This window comes from Pseudomonas sp. S3E17 (assembly GCF_024168685.1).
In the GTDB taxonomy this organism is placed as follows: domain Bacteria; phylum Pseudomonadota; class Gammaproteobacteria; order Pseudomonadales; family Pseudomonadaceae; genus Aquipseudomonas; species Aquipseudomonas marginalis.
This window is the reverse complement of sequence record NZ_JALJWE010000001.1, coordinates 2,510,602-2,533,502: the sequence shown is the minus strand read 5'-3', so window position 1 is coordinate 2,533,502 and position 22,901 is coordinate 2,510,602. Positions and strand designations below refer to the sequence as shown.

Genomic DNA, 22,901 nt, shown 5'->3' with positions numbered 1-22,901 from the left:
TGGGAGGGGGCTTGCCCCCGATTGCGGCGGTTCAGTTGGAGCATCCTTGACTGACACACCGCTATCGGGAGCAAGCCCCCTCCCACATTAGGATCTCAGTTGGCTTCAGATTTCCACGCAGCCTTCTTGACCTCAATGGCCTTGGGCAACAACCGATTCTGGAAAAACAGATCCGCCGTCGCCTGCTGCGCCTGAATGATCCCCTCGTCAATCGGCAAAATCGGCGAAGGCGGGCGGTTGTCCATGTAGCGTGCAACCACGTCGGCGGGCAGGCCCATGAACTCGGTCAGTACGTTCAAACTGTCTTCGCGCTGGCTGCGGGTAAGGGCTTCGGCGGCGGTGAGTTCGTCGAGCAGGTCATGGATAAAGGCCCCATTGTCCCGTGCATACTCGCGCCGCGCGCTGTACACCGGCCCCGACAGCCCCAAGCCTTCACCATTGGCCAGCACATGGCTGGGGCTCTGGCTCAAGGCGAGTGACGAGTAGGGCTCCCAGATCGCCCAGGCATCGACGCTGCCTTGTTCGAACGCCGCTCGCGCATCGGCCGGGGGCAGGTACACCGGTTGGATGTCCTTGTAGCTCAGGCCGGCGTTGTTCAGCGCGCGCAGGATCAGGTTGTGGGAGCTGGAGCCCTTCTGGAACGCCACTTTCTTGCCCTTGAGGTCTGCGACCGAATGCAGCGGGCTGTCATTGCGCACCAGGATCGTCTCGGCGCTGGGCTTGGGCGGTTCGGCGCCGATGTAGACCAGGTCGGCCCCGGCGGCTTGGGCGAACAGCGGCGGGATGTCGCCGGTGGAACCCACATCCAGTGCCCCCACGTTCAGCGCTTCAAGCATCTGCGGGCCGGCGGGGAACTCGATCCACTTCACCTCCGTCTTCGGGAAACGCTTTTCCAGCAGGTCATGTTGCTTGGCGAGTACCAGGGCGATGGAACCCTTTTGGTAGCCGATACGCAGGGTGGCGGGGTCGGCGGCCAGTGCGGTTTGCGTCACCGCCAGCAGGGCCAGGATCAGTGCTGGAAACTTCATGCTTTACCCTCTGTAAATCGATGGGCCGGGCGCGCCAGGCCGAGGTTTTCGCGCAAGGTGGAACCGCTGTATTCAGTGCGAAACAGGCCGCGCCGCTGCAGCTCCGGCACCACCCATTGCGCGACGTCTTCCAACCCACCCGGCAAGTGCGGCACCAGGATATTGAAGCCATCGGCCGCGCCGTTTTCGAACCAGTTCTGCAGCTCATCGGCAATCTGCGCAGGCGTGCCGATCAGGCTGTAATGCCCGCGGCCCCCGGCAATTCGCCGACCCAATTGCGCGAGGGTCAGTTGCTCACGGTTGGCCAAGTCGCTCAGCAGTTGCTGGCGACTGCGTTGTCCGCTGTCGGTCAGCGGCAGCGCCGGCAACGGCCCGTTCAGCGGGTAGCCGGACAGGTCGAAATTGCCCAGCATGCGCCCCAGCAACGCGACGCCCACCTCAGGTTCGACGAGATCCTGGAACGCCTCGAATTTGGCCTGGGCCTCGGCCTCGGTCGCCCCGACCACCACAAACACGCCGGGCATGATTTTCAGCGAATCCGACCCGCGCCCGTACCGGCTCAAGCGGCCCTTGAGGTCGGCATAAAACGCCTGGGCATTGGCCAGCGAGGTCTGTGCGGTAAACACCACCTCGGCGGTCTGCGCGGCCAGTTCACGGCCGGCTTCGGACGAGCCGGCCTGCACGATCACCGGCTGGCCCTGGGGCGAGCGCGCCACATTCAGCGGGCCCTTGACCCGGAAGTGTTCGCCCACGTGGTCCAGCACATGCAGTTTCGTCGGGTCGTAATAGTTGCCGCTGGCCTTGTCGCGCACAAAGGCATCGTCTTCCCAGCTGTCCCACAGCCCGGTCACCACCTGATGAAACTCCCTGGCGCGGCTATAGCGTTCGCCATGGCCGAGGTGTTCGTCGCGGCCAAAATTCTGCGCTTCGGCGGCGTTGTCCGAGGTCACCAGGTTCCAGCCCGCACGCCCGCCGGACAGGTGATCCAGCGAGGCGAATTTGCGTGCCACATGGTAGGGCTCGTTGTAGCTGGTGGTCGCCGTGGCGATCAGGCCGATGTTATCGGTCACCGCACTCAGCGCCGAGAGCAGGGTGAGCGGCTCGAAATGGTCCGAGCGCGCCATATGGCTGGCGATCGCGCCGGTGGCGGCGGCGATGCTGTCGGCCACGAACAGCGCATCGAACTTCGCCGCTTCGGCCACCCGTGCCAGGTGTTTGTACTGGGCGAAATCCAGCCCGGCATCCGCCGGCACGTCCGGGTGGCGCCAGGCGGCGACATGGTGCCCGGTGGCCATGAGAAAGGCGCCGAGTTTCAGTTGACGGCTCATGCTAGAAATCCTTGCGCAGTTGCACGCCGAAGTAACGCTCATCGTCACGGGGTACGGCGCGGTAAATGTAGTTGCCTCCGCTGGCCAGCAGCGGTGAGTAGGACTTGTCGGCGAGGTTCTTGGCCAGCAACGCCACGCGCCAGCCGTTGGTGTAGTCGGCCAGGGCAACGCTGGCGTTCCAGATGCCGTAGGCGCCTTGCTTGGTGTCGACGTTCTGACTGATGTCGTACTGCACTTCGCTCTGCCAGCTGTAGTCGGTGCCCAGTTCGATGTCCAGGCCGTTATCCAGCGGGATCGTGTAGTCGGCGCGCACGTAGCTTTTCCAGTCCGGGCTGAAGGGCAGTGGCTTGCCATTCACGTTGCACGTAGCCGCTGCACCCGCCGGGCAGGCGAACTCATCGATGCGCGCACGGGTGTAGGCCAGGGCGCCGGAAAGCTTGAGTTGCTGGGTGGCCTGCAGGGCGTAATCCAGCTCGACGCCTTCGGTGCTGACGCTGCCGGCGTTGATCAGGCGGGTCACGACCTGGCCGGCGACGGTGTCGAAAAAGTTCGCCTGGTAGTTGTCGTAGTCGCTGTGGAATACCGCCAGGTTGGTGGTCAGGCGGTTGTTCCAGGCGGTGGCCTTGATTCCGGCTTCCCAGGTGTTGGAGGTTTCCGGCTTGAGCGCGTCGGTGTCGCGCGGCTGCATATTGAAGAACACGTTGTAGGCCGGGCCCTTGTAGCCGCGCGAGTAGGTGAGGTAGCTGGTGACGCTGTCGCTGAGGTCGTACTGCACCCCGAGGCGGCCGGACCAGCCGTCTTCGTCCACCGAGCCGGAGCTGGAGGTGGCCGGTTGGATCCCGCTGACCGTGGTGGCCGAGGTGGAGACGCGACGGTGATCGTATTTCAGCTCATCGTGGGTGTAGCGCAGGCCGGCGATGCCACGAAAGCGCGAGGTGAAATTCAGCGTGGTCTCGCCGAACACCGCGTAGCTGTCGCTGGTGGTGCTGTAGTCGGCGATGCCACGGTCGGTGCGCGTGGTGGTCGTGAGCGTGCGCTGATAGGTTTCCTCGTCCTTGCCGTGCATGTAGAACAGGCCGCCGACGTATTCCAGGAACTCACCCTTGGGCGAGGCCAGGCGCAGTTCCTGGGAGTATTGGTCGAAAGCCAGCTCGCCCTTGTCGGCGGTGCCGGGGAAGGCGGCAGTCACCGTGCCGAGGCGGTCGCCGTCCTGATATTGGGTGTTGTCCCAGCCGCGCCAGGCGGTGATCGAGGTCAGGGTGTAGTCGCCGAGGTTCCAGTCCAACTGAGCGGACAAGCCTTTATTGGTGTCCTCGACATGGCTGCGCGTATCGGTGTTGATGTCGCGGTTGTCGCCGGAGGCGCGCACCGGGCTCAAGGCATTGCTGAAGGCCGGGCTCAGGGACTTGCTGACCACGCCATTCGGCGCGTCGTCGTGGGACTGCATGTAGTCGGCGATCAGGGTCAGTTTCACGTCATCGTTGGGGGTGAATTCCAGCTTGCCGCGGATGCCCTTGTGGTTGTAGCCGTTGAGCTCCTGGCCGTTGTGCTGGTTATCGACGTTGCCGTCGTAGCTGCCGAACAACGTGCTGATCGAGCCTTTGAGCACCTCCGGCACCAGGCTGCCGCCGATGCCGAAACGGGTGCGGCTTTCGTTGCCGCTGTAGTACGCCTGGTCGATATAGCCGTGGGTCTCGGCGCTGGGCGCCTTGCTGGTGATGTTGAGCACGCCGGCCGAGGCGTTCTTGCCGAACAAGGTGCCTTGCGGGCCGCGCAGCACTTCGATGCGTTCCAGGTCCAGCAGGTCGAGGGTGGCCTGGCCGGGGCGCGCATAGACCACGCCGTCGATCACCGTGGCCACTGTCGGCTCCACCCCAGGGGAGGTGGAAATGGTGCCCACGCCGCGCACGAACAGCGAGGTGTCCTTGTTCGAGGCGCCGGTGCGGAAGTTCAGCGACGGCACTTGCTGGGCGATGCTGGCCACGCCGTTGCGGTTGTCGCGCTCCAGTTGTTCGCCGTCCAGCACCGAGACCGCCACCGGGACTTTTTGCAGGGATTCTTCACGCCGGGTGGCGGTGACCGTCACCGCTTTGAGCGTGGGTTCCTGCTCGTCGGCGGCAAAGGCGCCGGGCACGGGGAGGGCGGTCAAACCGGCGAGAAGGAATAAGTGCGTGTGCCTGTGCATGGTGTGTTCGCTCGAAAAAATGCCCTGAACCGCTGCGGTTCTTACGACCGTCAGCGCCTGTGGAAACTGCCTTGGGCATTCGCTTGAGCGAGTAGCAGACAGCGCGCTTTGTTAGCGCTAACATCGGCATTATTGGTAGCTCGGGTTTAGAGCGTCAAAGACTTAAAAATTATTCCTATATTCTTTTTGGTTGTTAGCAGGATGGTCCCGTGAGCGAAGACAAACCGCGTAAACGCCGTGGCGCCGGGCGCGTCACCTTGAACACCGTGGCCCGCCAGGCCGGGGTGTCGGCGATCACCGTGTCGCGCTATTTCAACCAGCCGGAGCAGGTTTCGCCCGAGCGTCGGGAGCGCATCGCCGAGGTGGTGGCCGAGCTGGGTTATGTGCCCAACCTGGTGGCCGGCGGGCTGGCATCGGCGCGGGGGCGGATCGTGGCGATGGTGATCCCGAACATCTCGGGGCCGATCTTCGCCAACACGATCCAGGGCTTCAGCGACACCCTCAGTCGCCATGGGTATCAGCTGTTGCTGGCGTCCAGTTACTTCAGCGCCGAGCAGGAAGAAAGCGCAGTGCGCGCGTTCCTCGGCTGGTCGCCGGCGGCGCTGGTGCTGACCAGCCGCTTCCACAGTGCGGGCACCGAAAAAATGATCGCCGACACCGATATCCCGGTGGTGGAAACCTGGGACTACGTGCCCGAACGCGCGCCGGTGCAGATCGGTTTTTCCCACTACGACGTCGGCGTCACGGCCGCGCGCTACCTGCATGGCAAGGGCTATCGGCGCATGGCCTTCGTGCAGAACAGCGCCACGGGCGACTTCAGCGCGCTGGAGCGGGGCGAGGGGTTTGCCGCAACCCTGATCGAACTGGGTGTACAACCCCGGGTCTTCGTCCCGGACGCCGACAGCGCGCCCTTCGAGGCCGGCAAGCAGGCGATGCAAGCCCTGATGAACCACGCCACCCCGCCTGACGCGATCTTCTTCGCCAATGACAACCTCGCCGCCGGTGGTTTGCTGGCGGGGCAGCGTTCCGGGTTAAAGTGCGCGGTGCTTGGGTTCGGTGACTACCCGTTTGCCGAAATGCTGTTGCCCAGCCTGAGTACGATCAAACCGCCGGCCCTGGAGATCGGCGTACTGGCGGCAACCCGCGTGCTGGAGAGCCTCGGCGTGTTGCCGCATGCCGTACAGCGTTTGAACCTGTTGGATTGCCGCTTGATCGAACGGGAAAGCGCCTGAGCTTTTTTATCGCCCACTAGGACCTGCCCATGACCGAACCCGCCCCCAAGACCCGCCGCGCCCCCAAAGGTGAAAAACGCCGCGAAGAGCTGCTGGACGCGGCCTTGCAGGTGTTTTCCCTGGAAGGCTACAGCGGCGCCTCGATGGCCCAGGTGGCGGCGATCGTGGGTATTTCGGTGGCCGGGCTGCTGCATCATTTTCCCAGCAAGATCTCGCTGTTGATGGGGGTGTTGCAGCGTCGCGATGAGGTCAATCAACGGATTGCCGATGAGGTACGTGCGGAGAAAACCCTCAATGGCTTGCTCGGCAGCCTGCGTGCGATCAATCGTTCGAATGCCACGGCACCGGGCGTGGTGCGCGCGTTTACCATCTTGAATGCCGAAAGCCTGTTGGACACCCATCCGGCCTGGGCCTGGTTCCAGGCGCGCTATGCGGCGATTCACCAGCGCATGCAGGGGCAGTTTGCCGACCTGGTCGCGGCGGGGGAGGTGCGCAGCGATGTGGACATCGCCGGGCTGGTGGAAGAAATCCTGGCCATGATGGATGGCCTGCAGATCCAGTGGCTGCGGTTTCCCGAGCAGGTGGACCTGGTGGCGCGGTTTGACAGCTACATCGCGCGGGTCGAGGCAGCCATCAGAACCTGAGTCGAACACAGTCAACATGTGGGAGGGGGTTGCCCCCTCCCACAGGGATCAATTCCCGCTAGCACTGCCTTGAACGGTGTCATCGCTCATGTCATAGCCATCACCGTCGCTGGTGCCGCTGTCGCCTTCGTTTTGATGCAGCACACCGCCGGTCTTCACCGTCGATTCACGCAGCGTCGAGTTGAGCGCCGAGCGTGGCAGCGGGTTGCTGGTGGTGGTCGACAGTTCCTGGCGGAACGGGTTGACCAGCTTGGCGTTCAGGCGAATATCCTGGGACGACGCGCCCACCGACAGGTTGAAGCTGTCGGCATCCACCACCCACTGCTTGCTTGCCACGTCGTAGTAGGCCAGCGAGCGATCGTTGAGCTCGATGGTCACGCGCTTGCTCTCGCCCGGCTTGAGGAACACCTTCTTGTAGCCCTTGAGTTCCTTGATCGCGCGTTCGACTTTCGGGTTGTTCTGGCCCACGTACAACTCGGCCACTTCGGCGCCCGCGACCTTGCCGGTGTTGGCCAGGTCGAACGACACCTTGATCGGCGCACCGGCCACCGCTACCCCAGGGGTCACGCTGATGTTGCTGTAGCCGAAGGTGGTGTACGACAAGCCGTAGCCGAACGGGTAGAGCGGCTTGATGCCCTTTTTCTCGTAGCCGCGATAGCCCAGGAACAGGTCGTCCTTGTAGCTCATCTCGGCCAGGGTTTCCTGGTTGTCGAACTTGGGGAAGGTCGCGTAGATCGGGTTGTCTTCGATGTTGCGCTCGATGCTGATCGGCAGCTTGGCCGACGGGTTGACCTTGCCCAGCAGGATCTCCGCCAAGGCCTGGCCGCCGTTCTGCCCAGGGTAGAACGCATGCAGCGCGGCCGGTACCTGGTCGATCCAGTCGCTCATCTTCAGGCCGGTACCGCCGTGCAGGGTGACCACGGTATTCGGGTTGACCTTGGCGATGCTCTGGATCAGCAGGTTCTGGTATTCGGGCAGGTCGAAGCTGTGGTCGAAGCCTTCGCCTTCGTACTCATTGCTGTTACCGGCCGCGACCAGTACCGCGTCGTACTTGGCCAGGTCCTGCGGTGCCACCAGCGACGCCCAGCTCATCTGCACACCGACGAGGCCGCCCATGGTCGACAGGTAACCGTTGCGGCGTGAGTATTCCAGCTTGATGTCGACCGGTTTGCCGGCTTCCAGGTTGACCTTGGCAAACACCGGGATGGTCGGCGGAATGCTGTTGTTCGGCAGCGGTTTGCCGTCGCCGTTGTCGAGGACTTTCTTGCCGTTGACGTAGAGGCGCACGGCGCCGTCGGCACGCACTTTGAACACCTGCTCGCCGCTGACCGTCGGGGTGATCTGGCCGCTGTAGCGGATCGAAGTGGCGGCGGTATCGCCGTTCACTGGCAGGCTGTCGGTGGACCAGTCCAGGTCGACATGGGTGTCGGTGCGGCTGGCGGCCGGGTCGCCGGACCAGTTGGTGTTGCTGAAGAACTCGGTTTTCAGGCCTTTGACGCTGTTGCCATTGCCGTCGGCATGGGTCCAGGCCGAGGTGGCCGGGTCCAGGGACAGCCCGTCGATAAACTCGACCTTGGCGCCTGGTGCCAGTTGCTGCAAGCCGCTCAGCTCACTGATGTAGTTGGCGGCCATGACGTTGGCGCTGCCGAAACCGGTAGGCGGCGCGTACTTGGCCAGGGTGCCGACCACGGCGATGCGCTTGACCTTCTTGGCGTCGAGCGGCAGCAGGCTGTTCTGGTTTTTCAGCAGCACGATGCCTTCGCGGGCGGCGTTCAGGGCCACGCGGTTGCTGGTGGCGCTGTTCATGTTGTGGCTGGTCAGCGGCGCCTTGCTGTCGAACTTGTACAGGTAGATCTGCTTGAGGATACGGCGCACCTTGTCATCGATGGTCGCGCTGCTCAGCTCGCCGCTGTCCAGGTACGGCTTGAGGATGGTGCTGTTCATCTGGTAGCCCATCATGTCCAGGTCGGTACCCGCCTGGGCCGCCGGCAAACCGTCGACCACTGCGTTGTAGTCGCTCTGCACGAAGCCCGGGTAGCCCCATTCGGTCTTGAGGATGTCACGCATCAGGTGCTTGTTCTGGCACGCGAACTCGCCGTTCACCTTTTGGAAGGCGCACATCATCATCGCGACCTTGCTGTTCTTCGAGGCGGACTCGAACGGCGGCAGGGTCATCTCGCGCAGCACGCGTTCGCTGATGATTTCATTGAGGTGGAAGCGGTTGCTTTCCTGGTCATTGGCGGCGAAATGCTTGGCATTGGCCCACACGCCACGGGACTGAATGCCGTTGATCACGGCCGGCGCCAGGCTGGCGCCGAGGAACGGGTCTTCACCGGACAGGTACTCGAACGCCCGGCCGCTGTACGGCATGCGGTACAGATTCACACCAGGGCCGGTGACGAACTGATAGCCGCCGCTGGCGGTGTCATAGCCCAGGGCACGGCCCAGGTCGATGGCGCGACGCGGGTTCCAGCTGGCGGCCAGGTTCGGCCCCGACGGGTAGACCACGCCCTGGGCATTGCCTTCGCTGGTGTAGCGCACGCCCACACCGCCATCGGCGCCGTGGATCTGCGGGATACCGTACTGGGTCAGTGGCTTGACGTCCCAACCACCGGTGCCGCCGATGTAGGCGAGTTTTTCTTCCAGGGTCATCTTTGCCAGGGTCTTGTCCGCGGCTTTTTCCGCGCGGCTGACCCGGCCTTCATCCAGGGCCGGGCTGGTGGCTGCATGCACCTGGGACACGGCCAGTGCCAGCAGGGCGAATGCCGACTGTGCACCGATCATTTTGCGTTTATTCATGGGTCTCTCCGACAACAGTTCAGTAAACATGGCGCGCCGAGAAGTGCGTGTTGCACTGCACCTCGTCACTTTTTTTCGGGCAATAGTTGCCCGTGATCGCAATTTTTAACCGATGGCTAATTGCAACTATTTGGCGAATTTCGCAGTTTTATAAGTGTAGTAATTGTATTAGTTATTGTTGTGGGTAGTGTCTAAGCGATATCACGGGATGGCATTTTGAACCGCGAAAACCGCATAATTAAGGCAATTCTTGCGGTTATAAGTCAAACGAAAGCTAATTTTTGCGTGAAATAAGAAATATTTTCTTACCTTTCGGAACTAAGGCTAAACCTACCAGTCGATTGGTTTAAGAAAATTTATCGAGTCGTGGCTAACTAGTGGCATAGCTCGGTAGTTTCAAAGTGCCATGTTTACACAAGCTGTCATACACAACGCTTTGGTGTAGGGTCTTGATCGAGTTCAAGGCGCCACTTGGGCTATCTGCTGTTTTTGATCTGGAGAAAGTTGATGAAGATTTCCCTGTTGGGTGCCGGTGTTGTATTGGGCGTTGCGCTAAGTGGCGCGGCGATGGCGGCGGAGTCCACGGACGCCGATGCGAAATCCGGCGCCGCCGATTCCACGGTGTTGACCCAGGCCCACGATGCCAAGGCCGTCAAAAAACAGAAGGCTGAAACCACCAAGGGTGGGCGGCCGCTGAGCAGCAGCCAGGCCGCGCCGAAGACCTCGAACTAACGGGGAAATGCGGTCCCCTGTGGGAGGGGGCTTGCCCCCGATAGCGGTGTATCAGCCGGCGCATGCGGCAGCTGGTCCACCGCTATCGGGGGCAAGCCCCCTCCCACAAGGGTTTCCCATCGCCCTTTAGAACATAGCCCCTCAGATTTTTACCCATGCCCAGCCCTTCAACGCCCATCGATGCCTGCCAACTGCACATCCCGCACACCGAACAGGTCTGCGCGTGGCTGATGCAGCACGCCGGCTTGAAAACCGTTGACCTGGAGCGCGCCCGACGCTTGTCCCAGGAGGGCGGTGACACCGAATTACTGGGTCTGCTCACGCGCCTGGGGCTGGTCTCGGAAGTGGAGCTGGCCCGGGCCTGGGCCGACCTGCTCGGCGCACCGCTGCTGCTGGCCGATGCGGCGCCGCCGCTGTTGGACCCATTGCCGGTATTGACCGAGCGTTTCATGCGCCACTATCAGGTGGTGCCCGTGGGCTGGAGCCAGGGCGGCCTGCGGGTGCTGGCGGCCAACCCGTCGCTGGTTTACCCGTTCCAGGCCATGGCCTATGCCTGTGGCGTGCCGGTGTGGCTGGCGGTGGGGCCGCGCAACGAAGTCGAAACCCTGATCGAGCGCTACTACGGCCAGGGCCGTTCGGCCATGGGCACCCTGATCGAAAACCTCGACGAGCAGGGCGGTGCCCTCGAAGACATCGAACACCTCAAGGACATGGCCTCCGAAGCGCCGGTGATTCGCCTGGTCAACCTGATCCTGCAGCGCGCGGTGGAACATCGCGCCTCGGACATTCATATCGAACCCTTCGAAAACCAGCTCAAGGTGCGCTACCGCATCGATGGCGTGCTGCATGAAGCCGAGGCGCCGCCGTCCAGCTCTTCGGCAGCGGTGATTTCGCGGGTGAAGATCATGGCGCGCCTGGACATCGCCGAGCGGCGCCTGCCCCAGGACGGGCGCATCATGCTGCGCATCCAGGGCAAGGAGCTGGACTTGCGCGTGTCCACGGTGCCCACCAGTTTTGGCGAATCGGTGGTCATGCGGTTGCTCGACCGCCAGACCGTGCAATTCGATTTCCAGAGCCTGGGCTTCGATGGCCAGCGCCTGGAAACCTTCCTCGAAGTGCTCGAACGGCCCCACGGCATCCTGCTGGTGACCGGGCCCACCGGCTCGGGCAAGACCACCACCCTGTACACCGCGCTGTCGCGACTCAATACCGCCGAGCGCAAGATCATCACCGTCGAAGACCCGGTGGAATACCAGCTTGAGGGCATCAACCAGATCCAGGTGAAACCGGCCATCGGCCTGGACTTCGCCGGCGCGCTGCGCTCCATCGTGCGCCAGGACCCGGACGTGATCATGATCGGTGAAATCCGCGACCTGGAAACCTGCCGCATCGCCATCCAGTCGTCCCTCACCGGCCACCTGGTGCTCTCGACCCTGCACACAAACAGCGCGGCGGCGAGTATCACGCGCTTGCTGGACATGGGCGTCGAAAGCTACCTGATTGCCTCGACCGTCAACGGCATCCTCGCCCAGCGCCTGGTGCGGCGCCTGGACCCGGCCACCCGTGAAGCTTTCGAAGCACCGGCGGAGTTGATCGCCGAACACGGCCTCGACCGGTTTACCGAGCAGCGCCCGATCCTGCTTTATCGCCCCCGCGTCGATGCGCCGGGCGGTGGTTACCACGGCCGCAGTGCGATCACCGAACTGCTGGTGATGAACGATGAACTGCGCAGCCTGTTGATGCGCCAGGCCGACGCCGCCACCCTCGAACAGGCCGCCCGCCGTGGCGGCCTGCGCACCTTGCATGAAGAAGGCCTGCGCCAGGCCGTGGCCGGTGTCACCTCACTTGAGGAGGTGCTGCGCGTCACCCGGGGAGAGGGCGCATGAGCCTGTTCAAATACCGCGCCCTCGACAGCCAGGGCCAGGCGCAGAATGGCACCCTCGAAGCCAAGGACCAGGATGCCGCCGTCGCCGCGCTGCACAAGCGCGGTTTGCTGCTGTTGCAGATCGAGGTGGCGGGCGCCCAGGGCCTGCGCAAGGCCTTTGGCCGGGGTCAGTTGAACGGCGCGGCGCTGGTCAGTTTCACTCAACAATTGGCCACGCTATTGGGGGCTGGCCAGCCGCTGGAACGCTCCCTGGGCATCCTGCTCAAACAGCCCGGCCAGCCCCAGACCCGTGCGTTGATCGAGCGTATCCGCGAACAGGTCAAGGCCGGCCAGCCGTTATCCAAGGCGCTGGAGGCGGAGGGCGGCCAGTTCTCGCCGCTGTACCTGAGCATGGTCCGCGCCGGCGAGGCGGGCGGCGCCCTCGAAGACACCCTGCGCCAGCTCAGCGACTACCTGGAGCGCAGCCAGTTACTCCGGGGCGAAGTGATCAACGCGCTGATCTACCCGGCGTTTCTGGTGGTCGGCGTGCTCGGTTCGCTGGCGTTGCTGCTGGCCTATGTGGTGCCGCAGTTCGTGCCGATCTTCAAGGACCTGGGCGTGCCGATTCCGCTGATCACCGAGGTGATCCTGGGCCTCGGCCAATTCCTTGGGGCCTACGGCCTGGTAGTGCTGGCCGGGTTGATTGTCGGCGCATGGGCCCTGGCTGCACGCCTGCGCGATCCCCAGCGCCGCGAACGTTATGACCGCCGCGTGCTGGGCATCCGCATCATCGGCCCGTTGCTGCAACGGGTCGAAGCCGCCCGCCTGGCTCGCACCCTCGGCACGCTGCTGAGCAACGGTGTGGCGCTGCTGCAAGCGCTGGTGATTGCCCGCCAGGTCTGCACCAACCGCGCCCTGCAAGCCCAGGTCGCCCAGGCCGCCGAGTCGGTCAAGGGCGGCGGCACCCTGGCCAGCGCCTTCGGCAGCGAGCCGCTGCTGCCCGACCTGGCGTTGCAAATGATTGAAGTCGGCGAACAGGCCGGCGAACTCGACAGCATGCTGCTCAAGGTCGCCGCGGTGTTCGACGTCGAGGCCAAACGCGGTATCGACCGCCTGCTCGCCGCGCTGGTGCCGTCCCTGACCGTGGTCATGGCGGTGCTGGTGGCGGTGATCATGCTGGCGATCATGCTGCCGCTGATGAGCCTGACCAGCAATATATGAACCCTTAAGGAAACACGCTGATGCGCCATACCCGATTCAAGCCCGCCCGCCGCCAGGGCGGTTTTACCTTGCTGGAAATGCTCGCCGTGATCGTGCTGCTGGGCATCGTCGCGACCATCGTGGTGCGCCAGGTCGGCGGCAATGTGGACAAGGGCAAATACGGCGCGGGCAAGGCCCAGCTGGCTAGCCTGAGCATGAAAATCGAAAGCTACGGCCTGGACGTCGGTTCGCCGCCCAAGAGCCTGCAGCAACTGGTCGACAAGCCGGGCAACAGCGCCGGTTGGGCCGGCCCGTATGCCAAGCCGTCGGACCTCAAGGACCCGTTCGGCCATGCCTTCGGCTATCGCTTCCCCGGTGAGCACGGTGCGTTCGACCTGATTTTCTACGGTCAGGACGGCCAGCCCGGCGGCGAAGGCTACAGCGCCGACCTGGGCAACTGGGAATAACCCACGACCATGGCCAACGCCCAACGCGGCTTTACCCTGCTGGAAATGCTGGTGGTGATCGTCTTGATCAGCATCGCGGCCGGGCTGGTGGGGTTTGGCCTGCAACAAGGCCTGCGCGCGGCCAAAGAGCGCCAGGCCGTCGGGCAGGTGGTCGAGGCGTTGCGCAGCACGCGGGCGCGGGCGATTGTCAGTGGCACTACCGAAAGCACGGTGTTCGATTTGCGCAACCTCAGCGTGCAGGCGCCGGGCCGTCCGAAAAAATATTGGCCGGCCGGGCTGCAAGTGACCCTGCACACCGCCGAGCAAGCCGGCGCTGCGGTGGATTTCTACCCCGATGGCAGCTCCACCGGCGGCCACGTGTTGCTGGCCAACGGCAGTCGGCGTTGGCGCATCGACATCGGTTGGCTGACCGGCAGCGTCGAATCCAAGGCCCTGCCATGAAGCGCCAGGCGGGTTTCACCCTGCTGGAAATGCTCGCCGCGCTGACGCTGATGGCGATCTGTAGCACGGTGCTGCTGGTCGCCTTCGGCCAGAGCGCACGCTCGTTGTTGCAGGTGGCCCACAGCGACCGCCTGACCCATGCCGCCTTGAGTGTGATGGATCAGGAAGGCATGGGCCCTTTGGCCAGCGGCACACGCCAGGGCGAGTTGGACGGTATTGCCTGGCAACTGCGCATCGCCCAGCAGCCCAGCCGGATCGGCCAGGCCCATCTGTTTCGCCTGGACCTCACCGTCAGCGAAGGCCCGCGCCAGGCCCGTTTCAGCACCTTGAAACTGCGCGCTGCCGGCGTCGGGGCCGGCTTGTGAAGGCGCGTCAGCAGGGCTTTACCTTGCTTGAGATCATGATCGTACTGAGCCTGCTCGGGGTGTTGCTGACCCTGGTCGGCGGCGCGTTGCTGGGGGCCAATCGCGCCGTGCTCAAGGCCCAGCGCTACACGGTCAGCCTGGATGAAATGCGCGCCGCGCAGCAGTTTCTGCGCACCGCCATCAGCGAGGCGTTGCCGCTGGACGTGACCGAGGACGACAGCCAGACCGATGGCTTTTTTGCCGGTGGGCCCCAGCGCATGCAGTTTGTCGCGACCTTGCCGGGTGTACTCGGCGGCGGTATCCAGCGCTTCACCTTGCAGTTGGTGGGCCCTGAATCGCGGCGCGATTTGCAGGTGGCGTTCGCGCGGTTTGAGTCTGAGGCACAGGTGAGTGTTCCGGCCTCGCGCAGTGAGCCGCAGGTGTTGTTGAAGGATGTCGAGGGCCTGCAATTCAGCTATCGCGGGGTGTCGCCCAAGGGCCAGGCCACCGGCTGGATCAGTGAGTGGCCGTGGACCAAACGCCTGCCTTACGCAGTGCGGATTGACGCACGGGTGAACGGGCCGGTGCCGTGGGTAACCCAGGTGGTTGCCCTGCGCCTGAACCTGTCCGGCGGGGCACCCGAATGATCCGGCATCAACGCGGTGTGGCCCTGCTGCTGGTGCTGTGGGTGCTGGCCTTGCTCAGCCTGTTGCTCGGCGGTTTGGCCGGCTGGGTGCAACTGGAAACCCGCCAGGCCGCCTGGCACCGCCAGCACACCCAGGCGGTGCTGGCGGCCGAGGCCGGGGTGGCGCTGGCGATGCAGGCCGTAGCGGACCCGTTGCAGCGCAAGCAGTGGATTGCCGACGGGCGTGAAACTCCGCTGGTGTTCGACGATGCGCAGCTGCGCGTCAGCCTGCACAGCGAGCGCGGCAAGTTGTATTTGAACAGCGCCGAGGTGGGTGATTTTGCCCGCCTGGCCCTGGCCTGCGGTGCGACCCAGGCCCAGGCCAACCACCTCGCCAGGGCCCTGGAAGTGCGGCGCAACCAGGGCCTCGCGCCGTTTCGGGTGGTGGAAGAGGTTCGCCAACTGCCGGGCATGACCCAGGCGCTGTACAGCGAACTGGTGCCCGAGATCAGCCTGTGGAGCGGCCTGGACCGGCCCGATCCGGCATTCGCCAGTGCCTTGATGCGCCGCGCACTGAACCTGCCGCATCAGAACGCGGTGGGGGCCGATCCCGGCGACGTGCTGGTGGTCAGCAGCCGCGCCCAACGCCCCGGCGGTTACCACGCCCAGGTGCAGGCCACCGTGTTATTGAGCCCCGCGCAAGGCAGCGCACAACCTTATCGAGTCTTACGTTGGCAAGAATGAACGAACAGTTAACCGCACGGCTTCAGGCGCTGGCGCAGCCCATCACCCAGCGCTGGCGCGGCAGCCTGCTGCAACTGGGCTGGCGCCTGTGGCTCAAGGAGCTGCGTGGCTGCCTGCCGGCATGGTTGTCGTTTGCCGAGATCCCCGAGCATGTCTACGCCTGGCCGCTGACCGCGGCGGTGGAAAAGCTGCCTGGCGAAGCGCGTCAGGTGCTGGTGCTGCCGCCTGAAACGTTGTTGGTGCAAACCCTGCAATTGCCCCCGGCGGCGGCGCGCAACCTGTCGACGGTGGTGGGCTATGAACTGGACCGCTTCACGCCGTTCGACGCCGCCCAGTTGTACTTTGTCGCGCGCCAGGAACGCCGCACCCCCACGCACCTGCACGTCACGCTGGTGGCGATCCTGCGTGAACGCCTCGACCAGATCCTCAATGACTGCGCGGCCCTCGGCTTGCAGCCCCATGCCGTGGATGTCGCCGATAGCGCAGGCAAACCCATGGGCATCGACTTGCTGCCGGCGCCGTTGCGTCCCCGTCAGCGCCCCCAGGGCAAGGGCCTGCAACGCAGCCTGCCGTGGTTGTGCGGGGCCTTGCTGATTGCGGCGATGCTGCTGTGGCTCAACGACCGCCAGCGCGTGCTCGATGCCATGCAACACAGCGTGCGCGAGCAGAAAGCCCAGGTCGCCGAGATCCAGGCCCTGCGCCAGCAATTGCTCAATACCCGTGGCGCCGCCCAGTACCTGATTCGCCGCAAGGCCGCCCAACCGCCGTTGGCGGCGCTGCTCAACGAGCTGACCGCGTGCCTGCCCTCGGACACCTGGCTCGACCAGTTGGAAGTCAACGACGGCGCCGAGGTGTCCTTCTCCGGGCAGAGCGCCAAGGCCAGTGCCTTGATCACCCGGATCAAGGGCTGTCACAGCCTGGAAAACGCCCAGTTCGAAGGGGTGATCCAACCCGATGCGCAAACCGGCAAGGATCAATTTTCCTTGCGCGCCCACCTGCACCAGGAGGCCGCCGATGCGCCGACCACTGACACCCCGTGAACGCCGTGGCGCGGCCCTGATCGCCCTGGCCCTGGTGCTCGGCGCCGGTTACTGGCTGTTGATCGACAGCTGGTTCGCCGGCCCCTTGCGCGCCATGGGCGAGCAGGCCGAGCAACTGCGTGAACAGCAGCAACGCTACGCCGGCGTGTTGCGCCAGGGCGACAGCCTGCGCCAACAGTTGGAACAGGCGCGGCAGGACCCGGCCAGCAGCACCAGCCTGTTGCCCGGCGACGACCCAAGCGCGGTGGCGGCGGACCTGATGCAGCGCATCGCCGACCTGATCAACAGCCGCGCCGGCCTCGGTGGCGGTTGCAGCCTGACCCAGCGCATGCCCATCACCCCGGAGCAGGACGACGCCGAGCCCTATCGCCAGGTCAAGGTCAGCCTGACCCTCAACTGCGCCATCGAGCCCTTGACCGCGATCCTGCATGAGCTGGAGTACCAGCGGCCGTTTCTGTTTGTCGATGAGATGAGCATTCGCCGCCCACCGAACGCGCCGGCCAGTGGCGGCGCCGGGCAACTGGTGGTGCACCTGTTGGTGCGCGGTTACCTGCAACCGGCCGCCGCCCGGCAGGTGCAGCGATGATCCATGCATTGCGTCCCCTGGAATGGCTGTTGCTCGGCGTCGCCGGGCTGTTGGGCCTGCTGATGGTCGGCATCCTCAGCAGCATCGGCGATGCGCCGCAGTGGTTGCCGGCGCCAGAGCCCGATGCGCGCGCCAACACCGCCGCCAAGGTGCTGGTGGCGCCGAGCGCGACCCTCGAAAGCCTGGCCGGCACCTGGCAGGCGCCGCTGTTCAGCCCCGACCGCAGCCCCGACCGTGCGGTGGGCCAGGCCGGTGTTTCCAGCCTGTCGAGCCTGGTCCTGACCGGGATTGTCCTCGATGGCGACCTGCGCGTGGCGCTGCTCAAGCGTGCCGATGGCCCGCCGCTCAAAGTCCAGCAGGGCCAGACCCTGCCCAACGGCTGGCGCCTGGAACTGCTGACGCCTCGCGATGCTCATTTTGTCCTCGACGGTCGCACGCAAACCCTGAGCCTGCGGGCCCTGCGTTTGCCGCCGCCGTCCACCACACCCCCGATTACCCTTCCTCACGAGTCCACCCCTTGATCGATACCTTCCCTGGCGCCTTGCGCACCACCGTGTTGTGCCTGGCCACCGCCGTTTCCCTCGGTGGCTGCGGCACCTTCCCCGAGCATCTCGACCCGGACGAGGCCCTGCTGCATGAGGCGATGCAGGGCACCGGTTCGCAACGCCCACCCGTGGACCCGGCCAGCGAACAGGCGCCGGTCGACAGCGGCCAACCCCAGGCGAAGACACCGCCCCAGCGCCAGTTGATACGCGGCAACCAGCAGTTCGTGCGCCAACCGGCAGCAGTCTCGGCCGCCAAGGAGGAGGGCAGCGGCGACATCGTGTTCAACTTCGCCGACCAGCCGATCGAAGCGGTGATCAACAGCGTGATGGGCGACCTGCTGCACGAGAACTACAGCATCGCCCAGGGCGTGAAGGGCAATGTCAGCTTTTCCACGTCCAAGCCGGTGAACAAACAGCAGGCCTTGTCGATTCTGGAGACCCTGTTGTCGTGGACCGACAACGCCATGATCAAACAGGGCAACCGCTATGTGATCCTGCCGGCCAACCAGGCTGTGGCGGGCAAGCTGGTGCCGGAGATGCGCGTGTCGCAGCCCTCCAGCGGTTTGTCGGCACGCCTGTTTCCGTTGCGTTATATCTCGGCCACCGAGATGCAGAAACTGCTCAAGCCGTTCGCCCGCGAGAATGCGTTCCTGCTGGTGGACCCGGCGCGCAATGTGCTGAGCCTGGCCGGCACCCCCGAGGAACTGGCCAACTACCAGGACACCATCGACACCTTCGACGTGGACTGGCTCAAGGGCATGTCGGTGGGCGTGTTCGGCCTGCAACGGGCGTCGGTGGCCGAGCTGATGCCCGAGCTGCAAAAAATGTTCGGCCCCGACAGCGGCATGCCCCTGGCCGGCATGGTGCGCTTCTTGCCCATCGAGCGGACCAACTCGGTGGTGGCGATCTCGTCGCAGCCGCAGTACCTCAGTGAAGTCGGCGACTGGATCCACACCATCGACGAAGGCGGCGGCAACGAGCCGCAGATGTACGTCTACGACGTGCGCAACATGAAGGCCACCGACCTCGCCAAGTACCTGCGCCAGATCTACGGCACGGGCGCGATCAAGGACGACACCCCGGCCAAGGTCGCCCCCGGTTTGCGCACCGCGACCTTGTCCTCGCCGGGTACCAACAGCACCTCCGGCAGCACGCCCGGTGGCCTGAGCAACAACCTCAATGGCAACCCACCCGCCGCAGAGGATGAGGAGCAGGAGCCCGAGGCCGAGCAGGACACCGCCGAGCAGGGCGCGACTGAAGACGCCCCGGCCAAAAGCCTCGACGCCGGCACCCGTATCACCGCGCAGAAAAGCAGTAACCAACTGCTGGTCCGCACCCGCCCGGTGCAGTGGAAAGAGATCGAATCGGCGATCAAACGCCTCGACAATCCACCGCTGCAGGTGCAGATCGAAACGCGCATCCTCGAGGTCAAGCTCACCGGCGAACTGGACCTGGGCGTGCAGTGGTACCTCGGTCGCCTGGCGGGCAATTCCACCAGCACCACCGTGGCCAACACCGCCGGCAGCCAAGGCGCGTTGGGCGGCGGCGGGGCAGGGTTGGGCGCGACGGATTCGTTGTTCTACTCCTTCGTCAGCTCCAACCTGCAAGTGGCCCTGCACGCCCTCGAAACCAACGGCCGCACCCAGGTGCTGTCGGCGCCGTCGCTGGTGGTGATGAACAACCAACCGGCGCAGATCCAGGTGGGCGACAACATCCCGATCAGCCAGACCACGGTCAACACCGGCACCTCCGACACCACCTTGAGCAGCGTTGAATACGTGCAGACCGGGGTGATCCTCGACGTCGTGCCACGCATCAATCCGGGTGGTTTGGTGTACATGGACATCCAGCAGCAGGTCAGCGATGCCCAGGACCAGCAGGCGTCCAGCAACGACACCCAGGCCAACCCACGTATCTCCACGCGCTCGGTATCCACCCAGGTCGCGGTGCAGAGCGGTCAGACGGTGTTGCTGGGCGGGTTGATCAAGCAGGACAACGCGGAGAGTGTCAGTGCGGTGCCTTACCTTGGGAAAATTCCGGGGCTGCGCTGGTTGTTTGGCAATACCAGCAAGTCCAAGGACCGTACGGAATTGATTGTGCTGATTACCCCGAGGGTGATTACCAGCAGCAGCCAGGCGCGGCAGGTGACGGATGACTATCGCCAGCAGATGCAGTTGTTGAAGCCGGCTAACTGAAGTGTGGGAGGGGCAAGCCCTAATGCCAGTCAGTTAAGGCTTTTTGTAGGAGCGAGCAAGCTCGCTCCTACAGGAGGCGATGTACGCGAGCCCCCTCCCACAGTTTGATATCCCGATATCAGATAGATCTGGGCCTGAGATAAAGACCAACCTCAAAAAGACATTATTTATATGAATAAAAAAACTAAAAAATAATAAAATTAGAGAATATTAGCTTATACCAAAACAGCATTATATTTTCAAAACCCATTCCGTTATGTTTGATCGCAACAGCCTACCCCTGACCTCGGATGGTACCCAGCGTGATTCAGATTCTGCGCGCCATAACCGGGTGATAGCCCCGCGGCAGAATCGTTGGAAGGGAGCTCAACGTATGTTGCCGACTCAAACCCCTCGACTGCCCCACACCTAGTCCCCAATCGCCGCAACGCCCCTGAAAAAATCGAGCACCGCGCCCGCCCGCGTGACTGCCCGACTTCGCGATTTGGAATGTCTGGAGTGGCTATGAAGCAAGTCTTACAACCGACCGCCATCCTGGCGCTGGCGATCCTGGCCAATACCGCCCGGGCCCAGGACGACAGCACCCTGTCCACCGTGGTGGTCACCGGTAACCGTGGCGCCGAACAACGCACCGTCACCAGCAGCCCGGTGCCGATCGATGTGGTCAGCGCCAAGCAATTGCAGAGCACCGGCAAGCCCGGTTTGATGGAGGCGTTGAGCGCGGTGATCCCGTCGCTGACCCTGCCGGAAAAAACCGGTTGGGACGCCAGCGGCATCGCCCGTGCGCCGAACCTGCGCGGCATGAGTGCCGCCGAAGTGCTGGTGCTGGTTAACGGTAAGCGCCGCCACACCGCGGCCACCCTGAACATCAACGGCATCAACACCGGCGCCGCGCCGGCCGATCTGGATTTGATCCCGATCAGCGCCATCGACCACGTCGAAGTCCTGCGCGATGGTGCCGCCGCCCAGTACGGCTCCGATGCCATCGCCGGGGTCATTAACGTGATCCTCAAGGCCGACATCAGCGGCACCTCGGTGACCAATGTCGGCCAGGGTTACGACGGCAAGAAACAGACCGTGCAGCAAAGCCTCAACAAGGGCTTCGAGATCGGCAACGGCGGCATCGTGCAGTTGGCCCTGGACGCACGCAGTCAGAACGACGACAACAAGGCCAGTGCCAACGGCTACACCTACGCCCAGGCCTTTGAGCAGGCCGGCCGCTCCACCTATGGCGGCTACGGCACACCGAAGACCAACCTGCTGACCCTGGGCTACAACGCCGAATTGCCGATCGACGACAGCTTCAGCCTGTATTCCTTCACCACCTATTCGCGGCGCAAGGCCGAGCAGGGCCAGAACTTCCGCCTGCCGACCATCACCAACACCATTACCACCGGGCCTAACGGTTACCCCGGTGGCTACACGCCGACCTGGTATATCGACGAGGACGACTTCCAGGCCGCATTCGGCGGTAAAGGCACCGTCGGCGAGTGGGACTGGGACTTGTCCAGCACCTACGGGCGCAACGAGGCGGAGCAGGGCACCACCCATAACCAGAACCCCTCCCTGGGCGAGGCCACGCCGAACAGCTTCACCTCCGGCACCTGGATTTCCACCGAACTGACCACCAACCTCGATTTCAAGCGCGGCTTCGACATCGGCCTGCAAAAGCCGCTGGACCTGAGCTACGGTTTCGAACATCGCCGCGATACCTACGAGGTGCAGGCCGGTGACTATGAGTCCTACGCCAACGGCGGTTACTGCGTGGCACCGGGTAACTGTGCGTCGTCCGGGGCCCAGGTCACCAACGGCATCTCCCCGGATGAAGAAAGCAGCGCCTCGCGCAACAGCCTCGCCAGTTACGTCGACGTGGGCTTCAACCCGGTGCCGGACTGGTACGTGGGCACCGCGTTTCGCTACGAGCATTACAACCAGGGCGTGGGCGCTACCCGCAGCGGCAAGCTGACCACCCGCTACGACTTCACCCCGCAGTTCGCCGTGCGCGCCACCGTGAGCAATGGCTTCCGTGCACCGTCCCTGGCCAACAGCCTGTTCAGTGCGCGATCCACCACCTATGGCGTGGTCGACGGCGTGTACCAATCGATCAACTACGGCGTGCTGCCGGTAGGTTCGGCCGCCGCCCAGGCCTTGGGTGCGCAGGAACTGAAACCCGAGCGTTCCAACAACTTCAGCCTGGGTTTCACCCTGACCCCCACCGATCGCCTGAGCTTCACCGCCGACGCCTACGTGATCAACCTGCGCGACCGCATCACCCTTACGGGCACCTTGCTCGGCCCGGAAATCACCCAAGTGCTGCAAGGCAATGGCATCACCTCCACCTCCGGCGGCCAGTACTTCATCAACGGCGCCGACACCCGCACCAAAGGCCTGGACCTGGTCAGCAACTACAGCCAGGACCTGGGTCCCTATGGTGCGCTGAAATGGACCGCCGCGTTCAACTGGAACCAGACCAGAATCCTCAACTACAAGGAATCCACCACGATCCTGGGCACGGCCTATGACCTGATGGACCGCCAGGCACGCAACCTGATCACCGGCGTGCAGCCCAGCACCAAGCTGATCCTCGGTGGCGACTGGAGCATCGAGCGCTTCAACCTCAACCTGGCCCTGACCCGCTACGGCTCCTACAAAGAGGTCAACGTCTCTGCCGACCGCAGCCTCGACCGGGTCTACAGCGCCAAGTGGATCACCGACCTCGACCTTGGCTACAACCTCACCAAAGACCTCAACGTGGCCATCGGCGCCAAGAACCTGTTCGACGTCTACCCGAAAAAACAAGGTGTACCGAGCAGCACCATGGTCAGCAGCTACGGCACCTATTCGCCCTACGGTTTTACCGGCGGGTACTACTACACCCGCTTGACCTATGCCTTCTAGGCCG

19 protein-coding genes are annotated in these 22,901 nt (G+C 64.0%); 15 read left to right on the top strand and 4 right to left on the bottom strand.

Annotated features, from left to right (window positions below; translation table 11 throughout):
* Positions 1-95: 95 nt before the first annotated feature.
* The 3 genes from J3D60_RS10995 to J3D60_RS10985 are packed head-to-tail and all read right to left on the bottom strand — an operon-like array spanning position 96 to position 4,541.
* Positions 96-1,028 carry a sulfonate ABC transporter substrate-binding protein gene (locus J3D60_RS10995; RefSeq protein WP_253491425.1) on the bottom strand — a complete coding sequence of 311 codons (933 nt, stop codon included), beginning with the start codon at positions 1,026-1,028 and terminating at the stop codon, positions 96-98.
* On the bottom strand, positions 1,025-2,365 hold the full coding sequence (locus J3D60_RS10990; protein WP_253493988.1) for an LLM class flavin-dependent oxidoreductase: 1,341 nt from the start codon (positions 2,363-2,365) through the stop codon (positions 1,025-1,027). Before J3D60_RS10990 ends, J3D60_RS10995 begins: the two co-directional genes overlap by 4 nt.
* Positions 2,358-4,541 carry a TonB-dependent receptor gene (locus tag J3D60_RS10985; RefSeq protein WP_253491424.1) on the bottom strand — a complete coding sequence of 728 codons (2,184 nt, stop codon included), beginning with the start codon at positions 4,539-4,541 and terminating at the stop codon, positions 2,358-2,360. The genes J3D60_RS10990 and J3D60_RS10985 overlap by 8 nt, the downstream gene beginning before the upstream one ends.
* A 209-nt stretch (positions 4,542-4,750) precedes the next feature.
* On the opposite strand from J3D60_RS10985, the gene J3D60_RS10980 reads away from it, so the two are divergent.
* Both J3D60_RS10980 and J3D60_RS10975 read left to right on the top strand, forming a co-directional pair.
* On the top strand, positions 4,751-5,773 hold the full coding sequence (locus J3D60_RS10980) for a LacI family DNA-binding transcriptional regulator (protein ID WP_065940320.1): 1,023 nt from the start codon (positions 4,751-4,753) through the stop codon (positions 5,771-5,773).
* Positions 5,774-5,802: 29 nt separating this feature from the next.
* Positions 5,803-6,417, top strand: coding sequence for a TetR/AcrR family transcriptional regulator (locus J3D60_RS10975; RefSeq protein ID WP_065940319.1), 615 nt, complete (start codon positions 5,803-5,805; stop codon positions 6,415-6,417).
* Between the two features lie 48 nt (positions 6,418-6,465).
* Here J3D60_RS10975 and J3D60_RS10970 read toward each other — a convergent pair whose 3' ends face one another.
* The gene (locus J3D60_RS10970) at positions 6,466-9,216 is read right to left on the bottom strand and encodes a glycoside hydrolase family 3 protein (RefSeq protein WP_253491423.1); all 2,751 of its coding nucleotides are present in this window, start codon (positions 9,214-9,216) and stop codon (positions 6,466-6,468) included.
* 507 nt (positions 9,217-9,723) lie between these two features.
* On the opposite strand from J3D60_RS10970, the gene J3D60_RS10965 reads away from it, so the two are divergent.
* The 13 genes from J3D60_RS10965 to J3D60_RS10905 all read left to right on the top strand — a co-directional run bounded on the left by J3D60_RS10965 (position 9,724) and on the right by J3D60_RS10905 (position 22,897).
* Positions 9,724-9,948 (top strand): hypothetical protein, encoded by a 225-nt coding sequence (locus J3D60_RS10965; protein ID WP_027607412.1) that lies wholly within the window; start codon positions 9,724-9,726, stop codon positions 9,946-9,948.
* Between the two features lie 155 nt (positions 9,949-10,103).
* A complete protein-coding gene (gene gspE, locus J3D60_RS10960) occupies positions 10,104-11,834 on the top strand; it encodes a type II secretion system ATPase GspE (protein ID WP_253491421.1) in 1,731 nt (576 codons plus the stop codon).
* Entirely contained in the window at positions 11,831-13,033 is a 1,203-nt protein-coding gene (gene gspF, locus J3D60_RS10955; RefSeq protein WP_253491419.1) for a type II secretion system inner membrane protein GspF, read from the top strand. Before gspE ends, gspF begins: the two co-directional genes overlap by 4 nt.
* A gap of 20 nt (positions 13,034-13,053) precedes the next feature.
* Entirely contained in the window at positions 13,054-13,479 is a 426-nt protein-coding gene (gene gspG / locus J3D60_RS10950) for a type II secretion system major pseudopilin GspG (RefSeq protein WP_027607415.1), read from the top strand.
* Positions 13,480-13,488: 9 nt separating this feature from the next.
* Positions 13,489-13,920: a type II secretion system protein gene (locus tag J3D60_RS10945; RefSeq protein WP_027607416.1), complete on the top strand. Its 432-nt coding sequence runs from the start codon at positions 13,489-13,491 to the stop codon at positions 13,918-13,920.
* On the top strand, positions 13,917-14,285 hold the full coding sequence (locus J3D60_RS10940) for a type II secretion system protein (RefSeq protein WP_092354855.1): 369 nt from the start codon (positions 13,917-13,919) through the stop codon (positions 14,283-14,285). Before J3D60_RS10945 ends, J3D60_RS10940 begins: the two co-directional genes overlap by 4 nt.
* Positions 14,282-14,911 carry a prepilin-type N-terminal cleavage/methylation domain-containing protein gene (locus tag J3D60_RS10935; RefSeq protein ID WP_065940312.1) on the top strand — a complete coding sequence of 210 codons (630 nt, stop codon included), beginning with the start codon at positions 14,282-14,284 and terminating at the stop codon, positions 14,909-14,911. Before J3D60_RS10940 ends, J3D60_RS10935 begins: the two co-directional genes overlap by 4 nt.
* Entirely contained in the window at positions 14,908-15,633 is a 726-nt protein-coding gene (locus tag J3D60_RS10930) for a general secretion pathway protein GspK (protein WP_253491417.1), read from the top strand. The genes J3D60_RS10935 and J3D60_RS10930 overlap by 4 nt, the downstream gene beginning before the upstream one ends.
* The gene (locus J3D60_RS10925; RefSeq protein WP_253491415.1) at positions 15,630-16,673 is read left to right on the top strand and encodes a type II secretion system protein GspL; all 1,044 of its coding nucleotides are present in this window, start codon (positions 15,630-15,632) and stop codon (positions 16,671-16,673) included. The genes J3D60_RS10930 and J3D60_RS10925 overlap by 4 nt, the downstream gene beginning before the upstream one ends.
* The gene (gspM, locus tag J3D60_RS10920; RefSeq protein ID WP_065940309.1) at positions 16,648-17,259 is read left to right on the top strand and encodes a type II secretion system protein GspM; all 612 of its coding nucleotides are present in this window, start codon (positions 16,648-16,650) and stop codon (positions 17,257-17,259) included. The genes J3D60_RS10925 and gspM overlap by 26 nt, the downstream gene beginning before the upstream one ends.
* Positions 17,256-17,780: a general secretion pathway protein GspN gene (locus tag J3D60_RS10915; protein ID WP_253491413.1), complete on the top strand. Its 525-nt coding sequence runs from the start codon at positions 17,256-17,258 to the stop codon at positions 17,778-17,780. Before gspM ends, J3D60_RS10915 begins: the two co-directional genes overlap by 4 nt.
* Positions 17,777-19,999 carry a type II secretion system secretin GspD gene (gspD, locus tag J3D60_RS10910; RefSeq protein ID WP_253491411.1) on the top strand — a complete coding sequence of 741 codons (2,223 nt, stop codon included), beginning with the start codon at positions 17,777-17,779 and terminating at the stop codon, positions 19,997-19,999. Before J3D60_RS10915 ends, gspD begins: the two co-directional genes overlap by 4 nt.
* 504 nt (positions 20,000-20,503) lie before the next feature.
* Entirely contained in the window at positions 20,504-22,897 is a 2,394-nt protein-coding gene (locus tag J3D60_RS10905; RefSeq protein ID WP_253491409.1) for a TonB-dependent siderophore receptor, read from the top strand.
* The last annotated feature ends 4 nt before the right edge of the window (positions 22,898-22,901 follow it).

Coding starts and splice junctions, on each gene's coding strand:
- J3D60_RS10915 (WP_253491413.1), top strand. CDS start 17,256: ATGATCCATGCATTGCGTCCCCTGGAATGGCTGTTGCTCGGCGTCGCC.
- J3D60_RS10940 (WP_092354855.1), top strand. CDS start 13,917: ATGAAGCGCCAGGCGGGTTTCACCCTGCTGGAAATGCTCGCCGCGCTG.
- J3D60_RS10965 (WP_027607412.1), top strand. CDS start 9,724: ATGAAGATTTCCCTGTTGGGTGCCGGTGTTGTATTGGGCGTTGCGCTA.
- J3D60_RS10905 (WP_253491409.1), top strand. CDS start 20,504: ATGAAGCAAGTCTTACAACCGACCGCCATCCTGGCGCTGGCGATCCTG.
- J3D60_RS10970 (WP_253491423.1), bottom strand. CDS start 9,216: ATGAATAAACGCAAAATGATCGGTGCACAGTCGGCATTCGCCCTGCTG.
- J3D60_RS10995 (WP_253491425.1), bottom strand. CDS start 1,028: ATGAAGTTTCCAGCACTGATCCTGGCCCTGCTGGCGGTGACGCAAACC.
- J3D60_RS10985 (WP_253491424.1), bottom strand. CDS start 4,541: ATGCACAGGCACACGCACTTATTCCTTCTCGCCGGTTTGACCGCCCTC.
- gspG (WP_027607415.1), top strand. CDS start 13,054: ATGCGCCATACCCGATTCAAGCCCGCCCGCCGCCAGGGCGGTTTTACC.
- J3D60_RS10945 (WP_027607416.1), top strand. CDS start 13,489: ATGGCCAACGCCCAACGCGGCTTTACCCTGCTGGAAATGCTGGTGGTG.
- gspE (WP_253491421.1), top strand. CDS start 10,104: ATGCCCAGCCCTTCAACGCCCATCGATGCCTGCCAACTGCACATCCCG.
- gspF (WP_253491419.1), top strand. CDS start 11,831: ATGAGCCTGTTCAAATACCGCGCCCTCGACAGCCAGGGCCAGGCGCAG.
- gspM (WP_065940309.1), top strand. CDS start 16,648: ATGCGCCGACCACTGACACCCCGTGAACGCCGTGGCGCGGCCCTGATC.
- J3D60_RS10975 (WP_065940319.1), top strand. CDS start 5,803: ATGACCGAACCCGCCCCCAAGACCCGCCGCGCCCCCAAAGGTGAAAAA.
- J3D60_RS10925 (WP_253491415.1), top strand. CDS start 15,630: ATGAACGAACAGTTAACCGCACGGCTTCAGGCGCTGGCGCAGCCCATC.
- J3D60_RS10930 (WP_253491417.1), top strand. CDS start 14,908: ATGATCCGGCATCAACGCGGTGTGGCCCTGCTGCTGGTGCTGTGGGTG.